At 68.2% G+C, this 14,764-nt stretch carries 17 protein-coding genes and 1 pseudogene; 10 read left to right on the plus strand and 8 right to left on the minus strand.

Annotated elements, in window-relative coordinates:
• The first annotated feature begins 208 nt into the window (after positions 1-208).
• The 3 genes from AC1DBX_RS11350 to AC1DBX_RS11360 all read left to right on the plus strand — a co-directional run bounded on the left by AC1DBX_RS11350 (position 209) and on the right by AC1DBX_RS11360 (position 3,288).
• Positions 209-568 (plus strand): metal-sensitive transcriptional regulator, encoded by a 360-nt coding sequence (locus tag AC1DBX_RS11350; RefSeq protein WP_476931779.1) that lies wholly within the window; start codon positions 209-211, stop codon positions 566-568.
• 67 nt (positions 569-635) lie between these two features.
• Positions 636-866 carry a heavy-metal-associated domain-containing protein gene (locus AC1DBX_RS11355; protein WP_028277624.1) on the plus strand — a complete coding sequence of 77 codons (231 nt, stop codon included), beginning with the start codon at positions 636-638 and terminating at the stop codon, positions 864-866.
• Between the two features lie 118 nt (positions 867-984).
• The gene (locus tag AC1DBX_RS11360) at positions 985-3,288 is read left to right on the plus strand and encodes a heavy metal translocating P-type ATPase (protein ID WP_476931829.1); all 2,304 of its coding nucleotides are present in this window, start codon (positions 985-987) and stop codon (positions 3,286-3,288) included.
• Between the two features lie 26 nt (positions 3,289-3,314).
• Here the strand turns inward: AC1DBX_RS11360 and AC1DBX_RS11365 are convergent, their stop codons facing one another.
• Both AC1DBX_RS11365 and AC1DBX_RS11370 read right to left on the minus strand, forming a co-directional pair.
• Positions 3,315-3,587, minus strand: coding sequence for a DUF2277 domain-containing protein (locus AC1DBX_RS11365; RefSeq protein ID WP_028277626.1), 273 nt, complete (start codon positions 3,585-3,587; stop codon positions 3,315-3,317).
• A 118-nt stretch (positions 3,588-3,705) separates the two neighbouring features.
• The gene (locus AC1DBX_RS11370; protein WP_476931830.1) at positions 3,706-4,659 is read right to left on the minus strand and encodes an EamA family transporter; all 954 of its coding nucleotides are present in this window, start codon (positions 4,657-4,659) and stop codon (positions 3,706-3,708) included.
• Between the two features lie 240 nt (positions 4,660-4,899).
• On the opposite strand from AC1DBX_RS11370, the gene AC1DBX_RS11375 reads away from it, so the two are divergent.
• A complete protein-coding gene (locus tag AC1DBX_RS11375) occupies positions 4,900-5,442 on the plus strand; it encodes a CGNR zinc finger domain-containing protein (RefSeq protein WP_230007185.1) in 543 nt (180 codons plus the stop codon).
• A 97-nt stretch (positions 5,443-5,539) separates the two neighbouring features.
• Here AC1DBX_RS11375 and AC1DBX_RS11380 read toward each other — a convergent pair whose 3' ends face one another.
• The 3 genes from AC1DBX_RS11380 to AC1DBX_RS11390 form a co-directional block, all read right to left on the minus strand.
• Positions 5,540-5,902, minus strand: coding sequence for a hypothetical protein (locus tag AC1DBX_RS11380; RefSeq protein WP_079555031.1), 363 nt, complete (start codon positions 5,900-5,902; stop codon positions 5,540-5,542).
• A gap of 83 nt (positions 5,903-5,985) precedes the next feature.
• Positions 5,986-6,579: a hypothetical protein gene (locus AC1DBX_RS11385; RefSeq protein ID WP_028277630.1), complete on the minus strand. Its 594-nt coding sequence runs from the start codon at positions 6,577-6,579 to the stop codon at positions 5,986-5,988.
• A gap of 59 nt (positions 6,580-6,638) precedes the next feature.
• The gene (locus AC1DBX_RS11390) at positions 6,639-7,994 is read right to left on the minus strand and encodes an MATE family efflux transporter (protein WP_476931780.1); all 1,356 of its coding nucleotides are present in this window, start codon (positions 7,992-7,994) and stop codon (positions 6,639-6,641) included.
• 150 nt (positions 7,995-8,144) lie between these two features.
• Here AC1DBX_RS11390 and AC1DBX_RS11395 point away from each other — a divergent pair, with 150 nt between their 5' ends.
• Both AC1DBX_RS11395 and AC1DBX_RS11400 read left to right on the plus strand, forming a co-directional pair.
• A complete protein-coding gene (locus AC1DBX_RS11395) occupies positions 8,145-8,579 on the plus strand; it encodes a DoxX family protein (RefSeq protein WP_028277632.1) in 435 nt (144 codons plus the stop codon).
• A 166-nt stretch (positions 8,580-8,745) separates the two neighbouring features.
• Positions 8,746-9,720 (plus strand): acyl-CoA thioesterase, encoded by a 975-nt coding sequence (locus AC1DBX_RS11400; protein ID WP_230007189.1) that lies wholly within the window; start codon positions 8,746-8,748, stop codon positions 9,718-9,720.
• 10 nt (positions 9,721-9,730) lie between these two features.
• Here AC1DBX_RS11400 and dnaB read toward each other — a convergent pair whose 3' ends face one another.
• On the minus strand, positions 9,731-11,116 hold the full coding sequence (gene dnaB / locus AC1DBX_RS11405; RefSeq protein ID WP_018775337.1) for a replicative DNA helicase: 1,386 nt from the start codon (positions 11,114-11,116) through the stop codon (positions 9,731-9,733).
• 845 nt (positions 11,117-11,961) lie between these two features.
• Here dnaB and AC1DBX_RS11410 point away from each other — a divergent pair.
• Both AC1DBX_RS11410 and AC1DBX_RS11415 read left to right on the plus strand, forming a co-directional pair.
• Positions 11,962-12,408: a hypothetical protein gene (locus AC1DBX_RS11410; RefSeq protein ID WP_476850679.1), complete on the plus strand. Its 447-nt coding sequence runs from the start codon at positions 11,962-11,964 to the stop codon at positions 12,406-12,408.
• Positions 12,409-12,411: 3 nt separating this feature from the next.
• Complete coding sequence (locus AC1DBX_RS11415) at positions 12,412-12,984, plus strand: hypothetical protein (RefSeq protein ID WP_476931781.1); 573 nt, start codon at positions 12,412-12,414, stop codon at positions 12,982-12,984.
• 56 nt (positions 12,985-13,040) lie between these two features.
• Here AC1DBX_RS11415 and AC1DBX_RS11420 read toward each other — a convergent pair whose 3' ends face one another.
• On the minus strand, positions 13,041-13,451 hold the full coding sequence (locus AC1DBX_RS11420) for a TFIIB-type zinc ribbon-containing protein (RefSeq protein ID WP_476931782.1): 411 nt from the start codon (positions 13,449-13,451) through the stop codon (positions 13,041-13,043).
• On the opposite strand from AC1DBX_RS11420, the pseudogene AC1DBX_RS11425 reads away from it, so the two are divergent.
• Positions 13,428-13,478: pseudogene (locus tag AC1DBX_RS11425) on the plus strand (hypothetical protein); the annotation flags it as partial. The gene AC1DBX_RS11420 and the pseudogene AC1DBX_RS11425 overlap by 24 nt on opposite strands.
• A 59-nt stretch (positions 13,479-13,537) precedes the next feature.
• Here AC1DBX_RS11425 and AC1DBX_RS11430 read toward each other — a convergent pair.
• Positions 13,538-14,164, minus strand: a complete 627-nt coding sequence (locus tag AC1DBX_RS11430) for an FMN reductase (protein ID WP_476887638.1) — start codon at positions 14,162-14,164, stop codon at positions 13,538-13,540.
• A 140-nt stretch (positions 14,165-14,304) separates the two neighbouring features.
• Here AC1DBX_RS11430 and AC1DBX_RS11435 point away from each other — a divergent pair, with 140 nt between their 5' ends.
• Complete coding sequence (locus AC1DBX_RS11435) at positions 14,305-14,727, plus strand: DUF1801 domain-containing protein (protein WP_230009171.1); 423 nt, start codon at positions 14,305-14,307, stop codon at positions 14,725-14,727.
• Positions 14,728-14,764: the final 37 nt, after the last annotated feature.

Genomic DNA, 14,764 nt, shown 5'->3' on the forward strand with positions numbered 1-14,764 from the left:
AGTACTTATTCAGAGCGCTGGTGTTACCCCACTACCGGCGAGTAAGCTCGATCTGTAGGCCGGAGGAACGGCCTACCCCAAAGCTGCTCCGGAGTGCGTATCCCCCAATAACGCACTCCGGAGCTCTTTGTTTTGCGCAACATTCCACATGCTGCGCCGGCCGGGCCGCGGGCTTGAAACATACCCCTAGGGGGTATATGTTGAGGGCATGAGCGAGTCAGAAGTCCCCGGCACGGCGCGTCTGGACACTATTCCCCTTGACGCCCCGCCCCATGAACACGGCTACACGTCCAACAAGGACGCCTACCTTCGCCGTCTCAAGCGGATCGAAGGGCAGGTCCGCGGCATCGCCCGGATGGTTGACGAGGACAAATACTGCATCGACATCCTCACCCAGGTCGCCGCCGTCACCAAGGCCCTGCATGCCGTGAGCCTCGGGCTCGTCGAAGAGCACATCGGCCACTGTGTTGTCGGCGCCGCCGCCGAGCCAGACCCGGAGCTTCGGGCGGAGGCCATCGATGTCAAAGTCAAGGAGGCCACCGATGCCATCGGACGCCTGCTCCGCTAGTACCCGTACCACCCACCACACCACCGGGCCGGGGAACCACACCCGGCCCAGCGACAAGGAGCACCCCATGGCCCCCGTTTCCACCACCGTCAACGTTTCCGGCATGACCTGCGGCCACTGCGTGTCCTCTGTCAGCGAAGAACTTGAGGCGCTCTCCGGCGTCGAAAAGATCGACGTCGACCTCAACGCCGGCGGCATCTCCACCGTCACGATCACCTCCAACGAAGCACTGTCCTCCTCCGAAATCGGCGAGGCAATCGCCGAAGCCGGCTACCTCGTGGTCGCCAGCGAAGCCTGAGTGACAACAGCACCGGGCGGGCGCAGACACCGGACCGGCAACCGCCGTCGGGAGCAGACGCCGGAACGGCAGAAATCCAATCGAGCCAGAAAAGAAGGGCGCCGTGAGCAGCGAGCAGTTGTTGGACCAGCAGTTGTTGGACCGGGCCGGGAGCCGTGTCATTGACCTCGATATCGAGGGCATGACGTGCGCGTCCTGCGTCAACCGGGTCGAGCGCAGGCTCGGAAAGCTCGACGGAGTCGAGGCCAGCGTCAACCTGCCCCTCGAATCCGCCCGGGTCAGCGTCCCGGCGGACATCACCGATGACCAGATCACCGCCACTGTCGCGGCCGCGGGCTACAAGGCCACGGTCCGGTCCGGCAGGTATCCGGGCACGCCGGTGGAGGACGCAGGGCTCCCGGCCGGCACCGGATTTCCGGCCGCCACAGCCGCACCCTCGCTTCGCCCGCGGCTGGTTGTGGCGGCCGTACTCACCGTCCCGGTCTTCGCGATCTCGATGATCCCGGCACTCCAGTTCCCGAACTGGGGCTGGGTGGCCGCGATCCTGGCCCTGCCGGTAGTTGCCTGGGCGGCGTGGCCGTTCCACCGCGCCGCGGCCATCAACGCGCGGCATCTGGCCTCGACCATGGACACCCTGGTGTCCATCGGCGTGATTGCCGCCTACTCCTTCTCGGTTGGGCAACTCCTTGCCGACCCGGGCATGACCGAACATCCCGCAGCGGAGGGCATGGGCTCCGGCGGCCTGTACTTCGAGGTCGCATCCGTGGTCACCACGTTCCTGCTGCTCGGCCGCTACCTCGAGGCCAACGCCAAACGGAAGGCGGGCGACGCCCTCAAGGCCCTCCTGGACCTGGGGGCAAAAGACGCTACTGTCCTGCGCGGCGGCACCGAGCACAAGATCCCGGCCGACCAGCTGGCCCTCGGAGACGTGATAGTGGTCCGCCCCGGCGAGAAGATCGCCGCCGACGGCGTCGTGATCGACGGCGCCTCTGCGGTGGACGCCTCCCTCGTGACCGGCGAATCCGTGCCCGTGGAAGTCGGCCCGGACAGCCAGGTCACCGGGGCCACCATCAACACCTCAGGCCGGCTCCTGGTCCGCGCCACCCGCGTCGGGTCCGAGACCACCCTGGCCCAGATGGGCAGGCTCGTCTCCGCGGCGCAGACCGGAAAAGCACCCATCGCCCGGCTCGCCGACCGCATCACCGCCGTCTTCGTACCGGTCGTCCTGGTCATCGCCGCCCTCACCTTCGGGGCCTGGCTGATTGCGGCCGCACCGGCCGTCAGCGCCGGCGAGGTCCGGGCCGCCTTCACCGCCGCCGTCGCCGTGCTGGTCATTGCCTGCCCTTGCGCCCTCGGGCTGGCCACCCCCGTCGGACTGCTGACCGGGACCGGGCGGGGCGCCCAGCTGGGGATCCTGATCAAGGGTCCGCAAGTCCTCGAGGACACCCGGACGGTGGACACGATCCTGCTGGACAAGACCGGAACCGTCACCACCGGCCGCCTTGCCGTGGACGGCGTCCAAAGTTTCGGGCCGCACAGCGAAGCCGAGGTCCTGCGCCTGGCGGGGGCTGTGGAAAACGCCTCCGAGCACCCGATCGCCCGGGCCATCGCCGCTGCGGCGTTGGGTGCGGCGGCGGGGCGTGTGAACAACGACGGCGCCGGCCTCCCCGCCGTCGCCGGCTTCCGCTCCGCACCCGGCGGCGGAGTCGATGGCACGGTCGACGGCCGGCGCGTGGTCGCGGGGCGCACCGGCTGGCTGTTGGAGTCCGGCGTCGCTCCGGCCCCGGCTCAGCGCGAGGCGCTGGGTGCTGCCGAAGACTCCGGCGCCACGGCCGTCTGGGTTGCCGTGGACGGCGAAATCGCCGGAATCATCAGTCTGCGGGACACCGTTAAGCCCGGTTCCGCGGCCGCAGTTACCCGGCTCCGGGAGCTCGGGCTCCGGCCGATCCTGCTGACCGGCGACAACGCCACTGTGGCTGCCCAGGTGGCGGCCGCCGTCGGGATCAGCCCGCGCGACGTCTTTGCCGGTGTGCTCCCGGCGGGCAAGGTTGAGGCCGTGCGGACGCTGCAAGCGGCCGGCGCCACTGTGGCCATGGCCGGGGACGGCGTTAACGACGCCGCGGCGCTGGCGCAGGCGGACCTGGGCATCGCCATGGGCTCCGGCACCGACGTCGCCATCGAGGCAGCCGATCTGACGGTGATGGGCAACGACCTCGGACAGGTGGCGCAGGCGATCGAGCTTTCCCGCCGGACGCTCGGCACCATCAAGACGAACCTCTTCTGGGCCTTCTTCTACAACGCCGTGGGCATCCCGGTGGCGGCCCTGGGCCTGCTCAACCCGATGATCGCCGGCGCCGCCATGGCCGCCAGCTCCGTGCTGGTGGTGGCCAACTCGCTGCGGCTGCGCAGCTTCGGAAAGTAGTCAGGCCTTAGGCCGGGCGCCCCGCCTCAGGCCGCGCCATAGCGGATGGCAGCCCTGGCTTTGGCTTTGGCCGCTTCCTCCCCGCGGTCCTTTGCCGGGGCGTGGGTCACCAGGGAGTCGAGGAGGTGCTGCGTCGCATGGGCAATCTCATGCACAGCCCGGTTGAAGGCCTCCTCGTTGGCCTTGGACGGCTTGGTGCTGCCACTGATCTTGCGCACGTATTGCAACGCGGCGGCCTCCACCTCTGCGGTGGTGGCGTGGGGTTCAAAATTGTGGAGGGTCCGGATATTTCGGCACATATCTCCATGCTAAGGGCCTTGTGGTGATTGAGGCAGGGTTAGGCGCGTTGCAGGCTCTCGACCGATTGAGATTCCTTCGGGCCCGGGAACGAGGTGCCCGGCCCGAACGGACAACCGACTACGGCACGGGCTCGCAGTCGTTCGCGTGGTCCAGCGCTGCCGCGCCGGTGCCGGACGGGGCCCGGAGCTCGTCCAGCCGGACCAGCACCACCCCGCCGACGATCAGCAGCCCGCCCAGGAGCTGGATGGGTCCGGGCAGTTCGCCGAGCAGCAGCCACGCCCAGATGACGGCGAACAGCACCTCGGTGAGCGAGACAAAGGACGCGACTTTCGAGCCGAGTGCCCGGGCGGCGACAATCCCGGACACGTACGCCACCACCGTGGCCAGGACCACGAGGCCGCCCAGCGCCACCCACCACGGGGTGACCCAAGGCCCCAGGCGGGTGTCGGCCGTGCTGAAGGCCATCGGCAGCAGCCCGGTTGCCGCGGCAAGCCACATGACGATGGCGCCCACCATGAGCCCGCCGGAGGCCAGAAGGATGGGCGGCAGGGTGTCGTTTTCCTTGGCCGTGATGAAGAAATAGATGGCCAGGCACACCGCGGCCGCGATCCCCCACAGCACCCCGATGAGGTCGACTTTGACGGCCCCGGTGAGGTCCAGGACCAGGATCAGCCCGCCGAGGGACAGGAGGGTGCCGGCAATGGTCAGTGGCCGCGGCCGTTTCCGGCTGGCGGCCCATAGCCAGAGGACGATCAGCACCGGCGCCAGGTACTCCAGCAGCAGGGCGACGCCGACCGAGAGCCGGGATACGGCGTTGAAATAGAACAGCTGGCAGGCGGCGACGCCGATGAATCCGAACAGCACCACGGTCAGCCAGTTGTCCCGGAGCTGGTGCCAACGCCCGCGCAAGGAGGGAATGGCGAAGACGGCCAGAATCAGGGCCGCACCGGTAAGCCGGGCCGTGACGGCCGCCCCGGGAGTCCAGCCCGTTTCCAGGAGCGCCTTGGCGAATGATCCGGAGAGCCCGAACACCGCGGACGAAAACAGGGCGACGCCCAGGCCCGATGCCATGAACCCGGATGGTGCGGCGGCCCGCGTGGTGCTCTGCCTGGCGGCCTGCTTGCCTGCCCGTTTGCCTTCGAGTTTGCTTCCCTGCGGGGTGCCGCCCGGTTCGGAGGCAGACCGCTGGGCGGCAAGGTCTCGGACCGGCGTGGCGACGGGGCGCTGGGGGGCAGACACGGGCATTCTCCTGTCAGGAGTAAAGTAGGGTTATGCTCATGACATTACGCCCCGGCAAGGTAAGGAGTCAAGATGGTTTTTGCCCCTGACACGGAAGTTGCCCTGCGTTCTGTGGTCAACCTCATCAACACCGCGGCCAACGGTGAGGAACATCTGGCCACGGTCAGGGATCTGGACGCCTTCCTGGAGGCCGAGGGCTTCACCGGTTCCCGCACCCGGGACGGGGCCGAGCTGGCCAGCGTGCGGCGGCTCCGCGGCGAGCTCGCCGAGCTCTGGCAGGCCGAGGAGTCGGCAGCCGCGGGAACCGTGAACCGGCTGCTCCGGGAGGCCCGGGCGCTGCCCCAGCTGGTCAAGCACGAACCCTGGGACTGGCACCTGCACGCCACCACCCCGGAGGCGCCGCTGGCCGACCGGATGAGTACGGAGGCGGCCATGGCGATCGTGGACGTGATCCGCAGCAAGGAAATGGACCGCCTGCTGGTGTGCGCCGCGGACGACTGCGACGCCGTCGTGCTGGACCTCAGCCGCAACCGTTCGAAGCGCTACTGCGACACGGGAAACTGCGCCAACCGCGCGCATGTGGCCGCGTACCGGGCCCGGAAAGCCGCGTCCTGACGCCGAAGGTGCCGGCAGAGGGGCCCGCGGTGTCGGGCCCCGCTGTCAGGCCGGCCTGTCGGGCCTCACCGCGAGGCCACGCGGCTAGGCCTCGCTGCTAGGCCTGCGGGCCGCTGTCACGGGAATCGCCGGGGCCGGCCTCGGGCCGGGGCTGCGCTGACGGGCCGCCATGGCCGGAGGGCGTGCGCTTGGAACTGAGGTTGACGCCGGAACCCTTCCCCAGGTCAGCGGGATTCTCCTTGTGGCTCATGGCCAGCATGGCGGCCACCACCAGGATCACAATAAAGGCGATGCCGGCGCCGGTGAGCGCCAGATCGAACCGGGGCGAGCGGGCGCTGCCGCCCGAGGCGAAGATCAGGACGCCGAAGAAAACCACCACGGCCCAGAACGCGGAGAACATGAGCGGTCCCTTGACCGAGGTCCGCAGGCTGCGGGGCGCTCCGGGTTTCTGCTGTGCCAAGGTGTTTTCCTCCTGCAGCCCGCGCAAATAGCGTGGCTGTCTTGTTACCGCGATTGTTCTACGCCGGGTAGAACCTGTCGGTACTAGTTTACGGCCTCCGCGGAATCGCCCGGAGCATCATGGCGCAGGGTCAGTCCGGACAGCATCCACAGGACGCCGCTGATGATGGCCCCGCCGCCGGCAACCCCGAGGAGGGCATGCGGGCCGAGGCCGATGAAGAACGGCAGCGCGATCGCAGTGCCCAGTCCGATCACGCCGGAGGCGATCCAGTCACGGGCCAGCACGGACCGGCCGCGGCCACGAATGCCCGCGAACAGCTCCGCGGCGCCGGCCACGCCCAGGCCCAGGGCCGCGATGGTTCCGAAGACGAGCGGGGCGGGGATCAGGGCCACGGCCGCGCCGGCTCCGGCCAGGGCTGCCCCGCCGGCGGAAAGGACCCTGCCAGCGCCTTCCCGCGGGGGGAATCCGGTCTTGGGCACGGTCCAGATCATCACCACACCGGTGGCCAGCAGGTAGAGGCCGCCGGCCCAGCCCATGCCCGATTCTGGCGGCGCCGCCCAGAACACGGTGACCGCGCCAAACACAAGCGCGACGGCCGCCCTGACAAGCACGGGCTTGAAGAGGTCGGCCGCGGCGCGGATGGCAGGGGTCGCGTCAGGCGCTGCGGGAAGAGTCACCCGTCCAGTTTAGTGCGAAGCCGCGGCTTCGCACGTCTGCCGGCGGCGCCAGCCCGCACTCACCGCGCGCCGAGCACCATCCACCGGTCCGTCCGGGCCCGGAGGCCCAGCGTCAGCGCCCGCGCCGCCATGTAGCCGAGCGAGAACGCGGCCCACAGCCAGAGCAATCCCGCGCCGGCACCGACGCCGGAATACAGCACCGCCAGCAGCAGCGGCAGGTAGGCAGCGAGGTTAACGACGCCCGCGATCGCCAGGTAGCGGGCGTCGCCCGCGCCGATGAGGACGCCGTCAAGGACGAAGACGTACCCGGCCAGCGGCTGCCCGGCGGCGAGCACCCACAGGGCGAGGGTAAGTGCCGCCCGGACTTCGGCGTCGGGTGTGAAGAGGGCGCCCGCCCACGGTGCCGCGGCTGCCAGAAGGATTCCGGTCAGGACGCCGAAGCCGACCCCCCACCGGGTCATGGTGCGCGTCAGCGCTCGTGCCGCCACCGGCCGGGCCGCGCCGAGTTCCTTGCCGATCAAGGCCTGGGCCGCGATCGCGAGGGCGTCGAGGGCGAAAGCGAAGAACGTGAAGATGGTCATGGCCAGCTGATGCGCGGCGAGATTGACCGGCCCCTGGGCGGTGACCACCACCACCGTGGCGAGAATCGCGATCCGCAGGCTGAGTGTGCGCAGCATCAGCCAGGAACCCACCCCGGTCAGGGCCCGGATGCCACGCCAGTCCGGCCGCAGGGACACCCCGTGGTTGCGGGCGTTGCGCCGGACGATCAGCACATAGACGGCCGCCATGGCCCACTGCGCGATGCTCGTGCCCACGGCCGAGCCGGTCACGGACCAGCCCAACCCGTAGACGAGGACCAGGTTCAGCGCGATGTTCAGCGTGAAACCCGCGGCGGCGACGATCAGCGGGGTCCGGGTGTCCTGGAGTCCGCGCAGCACCCCGGTGCCCGCGAAGATGAGCAGCATCGCCACGAGGCCGGGCATGGACCCGCGCAGGTAGTCCACGGCAAAGGCAAGCACCTCGCCGTCGGCGCCCATCAGGTCCAGGAGCGGCCCCGCGGCCAGGAACCCGGCGACCGCAAGGACGAGTCCGAGCAGCAACGCCAACCAGATGCCGTCGCGCCCGGCGGCGAGGGCTTTGGCCAGCTGGCCGTTGCCGATGGCCCGCGCCACTGCCGGGGTGGTGGAGTACGCGAGGAACACCATCAGTCCGACTGCCGTGTGCAGGACCGCCGATGCCAGCCCGACGCCGGCCAGTTCGGCTACGCCGAGATGGCCCACAATGGCCGAATCCGCGAGCAGGAACAGCGGCTCGGCGATCAGGGCGCCGAAGGCCGGCACTGCCAGGCGCAGGATTTCCCGGCGCTGCCCGGTAGTCGGCGGCGGCGCGGTGGACAGCTGCGGGGAAGGTTGCACGCGTTAACCCTAGCCGGGCCGTTGAATCGACCCAGCGCGTCATTTAGTTGACATTTCAACTAAATATCCGGAAGACTGGATCTTGAACGCAACCGAAGCCGCGGCGGCTGAGAGCCGCGACGCCCCCCAACTTACGAAACGGTATTTCCCATGAACCAGCCCGCCCTGACCACCTCCGCCCGAACCATCCTGCGCGTCATCGCCGGCTTCCTTTTCGCCGCCCACGGCTGGCAGAAGTTCAACGAATTCACGATCGCAGGCACCCAGGCCGCCTTCACCCAGATGGGTGTTCCGGCAGCCCAGGCGGTGGCTCCCGTCGTCGCGACCCTCGAGCTCGTCGGCGGTGTCGCGCTGATCCTGGGCGTGCTCACCCGCGTGTTTGCGGTCCTCCTCGCACTGGACATGCTCGGCGCCCTGTTCATGGTCCACGCCTCCGCCGGCGTCTTCGTCGCAACCGGCGGCTATGAACTGGTCCTGATCCTGGCGGCCGCCGCCGCAGCCGTGGCCCTCGTCGGTGCCGGCAAGTTCTCCGCCGACCGCGCCCTCTTCGGCCGCGCCGACTCGAAGCTCCGCGTCCTGGCCTAAGGCATCCACGGCATAGCTCACGGCCTGGAGCGCGACGGCGGGCGGTCACCTTTTGGTGGCCGCCCGCCGTCGTGTGTCTCCGGGTTATGGCGTGGTTGTGGCCTGCAGGAGAGCGATTGTGTCGCCGGCCGGCCGCGCATGCCGGGCCAATCAGTAAACTCACAATATGAGCGAGAACGCGCCCAATTCCGTGACCCTGCGCTTCCTGGCGGCCCCCACCGATGTCGGCCACAGCGGCTCGGTCGACGCCGGCACCGTGCTCGAGTGGGTGGACAAGGCGGCCTATGCCGCCGCCGTCGGCTGGGCAAAGTCCTACTGCGTGACGGCCTACGTGGGGAACATCCACTTCGCGGACCCGGTCAACAGTGGCGACATGGTGGAGGTCGAGGCCACGATCGTGTACACCGGGCGGTCCTCGATGCACATCCGGACCGTGGTGTCCTCGGGCGATCCGAAGGGCGGCCCCGCCACCATGCGGAGCCAGTGCATCGTGATCTTCGTGGCCGTGGGCGCGGACGGCAAGCCCATACCGGTGCCGCAGTTCGTCCCTGAGACGCCGGACGAAATCGAACAGCGGGACCACGCGCTGGCCCGGATCAAGGTCCGCGAGGACATCGTGGAGGCCATGAGCGGACAGGAATATACCGACGCCGGCACGGCCGAGAGCGTGGTGCTGCGGTTCATGGCCGCGCCCACGGACGTGAACTGGGGCGGCAAGGTGCACGGCGGCATCGTCATGAAGTGGATCGACGAGGCTGCCTACGTCTGCGCCTCCCGCTACTGCGGCAAGGACACCGTGGCCGTATTCTCCGGCGGCGTGCGGTTCTACCGGCCGCTGCTGATCGGCCACGTCGTAGAGGTGGAGGCCCGTCTGGTCTACACCGGCACCAAGGGCATGCACATCGCCGTCCACGTCCGCTCCGGAGACCCCAAGGGGCGCGAGCTGAACCTGACCACATACTGCCTGACGGTCATGGTCGCCCGCGACGAGACCGGCACCTCGGTCCCGATTCCGCAGTGGGTGCCGGTGTCAGCGGAGGATATCCGGCTGCACTCCCACGCCCGCGAACTGCTGGAAATCCGCGGCCGGGCCCCGGGGAACCGGCTGCCCAACCACCTGCTCGCGGCCCGCGACCACTAGCCGGGCGGGGCTAGAAGCCGCCGCCACCGCCGGCGTCGGCGGCCATGTTGGCAAACCGCGAGTAGTGGCCCTGGAAAGCCACCACAATGTCTTTTGTGGGGCCGTTACGGTGCTTGGCGATCAGGATGTCCGCCTCGCCCGCGCGCGGGGACTCCTTGTCATAGACGTCTTCGCGGTGCAGCAGGATCACCATGTCGGCATCCTGCTCGATGGAGCCGGATTCGCGCAGGTCCGAGACCATGGGGCGCTTGTCCTGGCGCTGCTCGGAGCCACGGTTCAGCTGCGACAGCGCGATCACCGGCACCTGGAGTTCCTTGGCCAGGAGCTTCAGGGCACGGGAGAACTCGGAGACTTCCTGCTGGCGGGATTCCACCTTCTTGCCCGAGCTCATGAGCTGCAGGTAGTCCAGGATCACCAGCTTGAGGTCATGCTGCTGCTTCAGGCGCCGGCACTTGGCCCGGATCTCCATCAGCGACATGTTGGGGCTGTCATCGATGAACAGCGGCGCATCGTTCATCCGGCCCATGGTGGTGGCAATCTTGGACCACTGCTCGTCCTTGATGGTGCCCTTGCGGAGGTCCTGGAGACCGATCGTGGCCTCGGCGGACAGCAGGCGCATGGCGATCTCGTTGCGGCCCATTTCGAGGGAAAACATGACGGTCGCAAGGTTGTTCTTGATGGCGGCCGAGCGGGCGAAGTCCAGCGCGAACGTGGACTTGCCGACGGCCGGGCGGGCGGCGATCACGATCATCTGGCCGGGATGCAGGCCGTGGGTGAGTTCATCGAGCTCGTAGAAGCCGGTGGGTACACCCACCATGCCCTCGCCGCGGTGGCCGGAGGCCTCGATCTCGTCCACGGTGGATTCCATGACGTCCTTGAGGACCACATAGTCCTCGGCGGTCCGGCGTTCGGCGACGGCGTAGACCTCGGCCTGGGCCTGGTTGACCAGGTCTTCGACCTCGCCGTCCTGTCCGTAGCCGAGCTGGACGATCTTGGTGCCGGCGTTGACCAGGCGGCGCAGCACCGCGCGTTCGCCCACGATTTCAGCGTAGTAACCGGCGTTGGCCGCCGTGGGGACGGTCTGGATGAGTTCGTGCAGGTAGGCGGGTCCGCCGATCCTGTTGATTTCGCCGCGCTTGGTCAGCTCGTCCGAGACGGTCACGGCGTCCGCGGGCTCGCCGCGGCCATAGAGGTCGATGATGGCCTCGTAGATGGTTTCGTGCGCCGGACGGTAGAAGTCCTGGCCACGCAGGATCTCGACGACGTCGGCGATGGCGTCCTTGGACAGCATCATGCCGCCCAGGACTGACTGCTCCGCGGGGATGTCCTGCGGAGGCTTGCGGCTGCCCTCGGCTCCCCGCGTACCCTCGACTGAGTCCAGATGCGTAACTGACAAAACTGCCGTCCTTCATTGTGTGCCGTGGCGGATGTCCGTTCGCCGCGGCGCGTAAGCACTGCGCCTTATGCCCAATGCCCTCGTACCCAGTGCCTCAAGGCCAAGCACCGTATCCCGGCGGGTCAACGCCCAGCCGCTGCGGTGCTCAACGGCCGTGATGCCGAACTGCTGTCATTGCGGAGCTGTGATGCGTACCTGCTGTGTTGCCGAACTGCTGCGATCCCGAACTGCTGTGATCCCGAACTGCTGTGTTGCCGAACTGCTGTGATGCGGGCGGCAAAACCCGGCACATGCCGGCCGCTCTATTCTTACCAGTCAGCTCCGACAGTTCGCGCCGGACCAGCAACCGCCGTTATCCACAGTGCTGGTGCGGCCGCAGGGCACCGGATCCCGGAGCCGGTGTCCTGGTGGGCACCATCCGGCGACCGCAGGTTTTTCCGCTTCCCACGCCCGATATCCTGCTACGTTATCCGCCGCCGGGGCAGGCACCAACCCGGCCGCTCCGCTGCCCTGTGGATAACCTGTGCACTAGTGCCTGATGCTTGTGCACAGTCTGTGGGTAGAGCTGTGGATAGAAAAAAAGTTAAGCCTGTAATCAGTGCTTGACCTGCGGAAATGTTGCATTCATCTTGTGGACACAAAACAATTTCCGCCAAGCTTCATCCACAGCCTGCACCTTGGAGCTGGGGATACGATGCGGCACAGGAGGCCACATTTGCCGCCCGATACGCACATTTTGTGACCGGATTCATTCCCGCCGAGCCGAATTGACGCCAGCAGCGGCGCACTGTACGCGAGGTGCGGAACATGCTGTGGATAACCGCAATCTGGCATAAGCTCTAATCATGGGCGATGTACTGATAGTCATGTTGCCTGCCCTCATCCTCGCGGCGGTGCTCTGGGCGGCGGTCACGGCGTTGAAGCCGCGGAACCACGGCATCTCAGATGCCGAGCGTTACCAGCAGGAACTGGCGCTCAAGTCCCAGGCCCACTACGCGGCACAGGTCCGGGCTGCCGAGGCCTCCCGCGCCCGGATTGAAGCTACCACGCGCCCCAGCCAGAACTCCCAGCAGCAATCGCAGCAGGCCGACCACGCCCGCTCCGCCCTTTTGGGCCGGGACAGCTCCGGCCACCAGGATGCGTTGTCCGCCATTGGACACCTGAGCCCACAGCTCCTCTTGCAGCTCCAGTCGCTGGCCCACGACGGCCACAAGACGAAGGCCGTCCGGCTGCTGCGGCAATCGACGCGCTCGGACCTGAAGACCGCAAAGAATTACGTAGATCGGCTCTAGCACATGGACTCCCTGCTCATTCCCGTACTGATCCTGGTGCTCGTGGCCGCCGCCGTACTGCTGGCGATACGGGCGTGGAGCCGCCGCGGCGAACGCACCATGCCGGCACCAGCGCCGCAGCCGGACCCCAACTCCGCGGAACTGGCCCGGACGGCGGCCGCCAGGCTCACCGAGGACCAGCACCGGCAGCTCTACGCGCTGATCGCGCAGGGGCAGGCCATGACCGCCATCAAGGTCTACCTCGAGGCCACAGGCGAGGGCCTCCGGGCGTCCCGCGACGCCGTCGCGGCGCTGGCAGCCCACCCCCAGCCCTTCCGCGCCCCTGAGCCGGCGCCGGCGGCCGTTCCGGACGACGACGACGTCCCCCAGCGGTTCTCGTACCGCTACCGCGCGATCGCCAGCAAGGGCGATGTCACCCGCGAGGTGAGCAGCAACATGCTCAATGATGAGATCTACGGGAGGATCCGCACCCTGGCCAAGAGCGGCGACACCGAGGGCGCAGCGACCGCCCTGACCCGCCACTCGGATATTTCCATGAAACAGGCCCGGGAATTCATCGCACTGCTCGGCGACTGAGCCCCGCGGGGCCCGCGCCGGCTCCGGGCCACCGGCACGGCCGGGGCCCGGCAGGGCTAGAAGTCGAACAAGTCCCCCAGCCAGCCTTCCTTCTTCTTCGGACGGCGGCGGTCATCGTAACGCGGCTGCTCATACCTGGACTGGTCGGGACGCGGACGGTCGCGGCGGTCATCGTACCGGCGCTCGTCATAGCGGCGGTCATCCGGACGCCGGTCGTCCCGGTGCGGGTCGCGGTTGTACAGCGGCGGCGGAATGTGGCCAGCAACCGCAGGTGAAAACGCCGTAGGTGGCATCGCTGCCGGCGGCAGTGGTGCGGCGGGGACGCCGGCTGCCGGGCCCAACGACTCCGCCGCACGGTCAATGATCTTGTCCAGCTCTCCCCGGTCCAGCCACACCCCGCGGCATTGGGGGCAATAGTCAATCTCCACGCCGCTGCGTTCACTCATGATCAGGTCAATAGAATCCACGGGACACTTCATGTCCCGGACAACGAGCGGGCGGCCGAAAAGGTTCGGACGGCGCTGCAGGCCCGGAAGCCCTGCGCCGGGCAGACCTACCGCTGGGCAGCGATCCCGGCCAGCAGCTGCTCAAACGGCAGGGACTCCAGCGCGACCGGCTTCTGCTGCGGCCCTGAGTCCTGCAGCAGGGCGACAAACTCCCCCGCCGCCCGGTCCACGCGCACCGACAGTGGCGAGCCGCCGTCGTCGTTGTTTCCCCAGTCCTGCGGCCCGGCGAAAACCGCGGTGGCGGCGATCCGGGTGCGCAGGTAGGTGAACAGCGGCCGCATCGCGAAGTCCAGCACCATCTGGTGCCGGTCCGTCCCGGCGGTGGCCCCGATCAGCACGGCCTTGCCTTCGAACGCCTTGGGATCGAGCACGTCGATGAAGGACTTGAAAAGCCCGCTGTAGGACGCGCTGAACACGGGGCTGACGGCGATCAGGCCATCAGAGGCCTCGACGCCGGCGATCACTTCGGCGAGCCGCGGAGCCGCATACCCGGTTACAAAGTTGTTGGCGATGTCCACGGCGAGGTCCCGCAACTCCAGGACCTCGATGTCCACGGCGTAGCCGGCCGAGGCAAGCTGCCGCTCGGCCGAGGCCGCCAGCTGGTCCGCGAGCAGGCGGCTTGAGGAGGGGACGCCGAGTCCGGCGGAGATAACGGTGATACGGCGGGTTTCCACGGAGTGCTCCTAAGTTGAATCCTGGTCAGCAACGCGACTACATGCGTTTGCATCTACCTCTAGAAGCGGCGGGCAGGGGGATTTATTCCCGGCCACCCTCCCCGCCTGACAGGAATGTCGCGCTCTGCAAGACTGCCCTCATGGCTGAAAACAAAACGCAGGCAACCGGCGCGTCGGTTCAGGAGTTCCTGGCCGCCGTCGAGCATCCGGTCCGGCGCGCCGACGGGTTCCGCCTGCTGGCACTGATGTCCGAAATAACGGGCGAACCGGCGCAAATGTGGGGTCCGACGATTGTGGGCTTCGGCCGCTACCACTACAAGTACGCGAGCGGCAGGGAGGGCGATGCCGCGGCGGTCGGCTTCTCCCCCAGGAAATCCAGCCTGTCGCTCTACGGCCTGACATATGGGCCGGAGGCCGCCGAACTCCTCGGCAGGCTGGGCAGGCACAAGCTCGGCGCCGGCTGCCTGTACGTCAACAAGCTCGACGACGTCGACGAGGCCGTGCTCACCGAACTCGTCCGGCTCGGCTACCGGCATGTCACCACGGCGCTGCACCACGCCTAAGGGGATCCGCCCCGCCAAAGCAACGCGCGGGGTCACC

It is taken from the genome of Arthrobacter sp. 10N44_2 (assembly GCF_056394385.1).

Coding starts and splice junctions, on each gene's coding strand:
- AC1DBX_RS11355 (WP_028277624.1), top strand. CDS start 636: ATGGCCCCCGTTTCCACCACCGTCAACGTTTCCGGCATGACCTGCGGC.
- AC1DBX_RS11415 (WP_476931781.1), top strand. CDS start 12,412: ATGGACTCCCTGCTCATTCCCGTACTGATCCTGGTGCTCGTGGCCGCC.
- AC1DBX_RS11410 (WP_476850679.1), top strand. CDS start 11,962: ATGGGCGATGTACTGATAGTCATGTTGCCTGCCCTCATCCTCGCGGCG.
- AC1DBX_RS11375 (WP_230007185.1), top strand. CDS start 4,900: ATGGTTTTTGCCCCTGACACGGAAGTTGCCCTGCGTTCTGTGGTCAAC.
- AC1DBX_RS11350 (WP_476931779.1), top strand. CDS start 209: ATGAGCGAGTCAGAAGTCCCCGGCACGGCGCGTCTGGACACTATTCCC.
- AC1DBX_RS11435 (WP_230009171.1), top strand. CDS start 14,305: ATGGCTGAAAACAAAACGCAGGCAACCGGCGCGTCGGTTCAGGAGTTC.
- AC1DBX_RS11370 (WP_476931830.1), bottom strand. CDS start 4,659: ATGGCATCGGGCCTGGGCGTCGCCCTGTTTTCGTCCGCGGTGTTCGGG.
- AC1DBX_RS11400 (WP_230007189.1), top strand. CDS start 8,746: ATGAGCGAGAACGCGCCCAATTCCGTGACCCTGCGCTTCCTGGCGGCC.
- AC1DBX_RS11395 (WP_028277632.1), top strand. CDS start 8,145: ATGAACCAGCCCGCCCTGACCACCTCCGCCCGAACCATCCTGCGCGTC.
- AC1DBX_RS11365 (WP_028277626.1), bottom strand. CDS start 3,587: ATGTGCCGAAATATCCGGACCCTCCACAATTTTGAACCCCACGCCACC.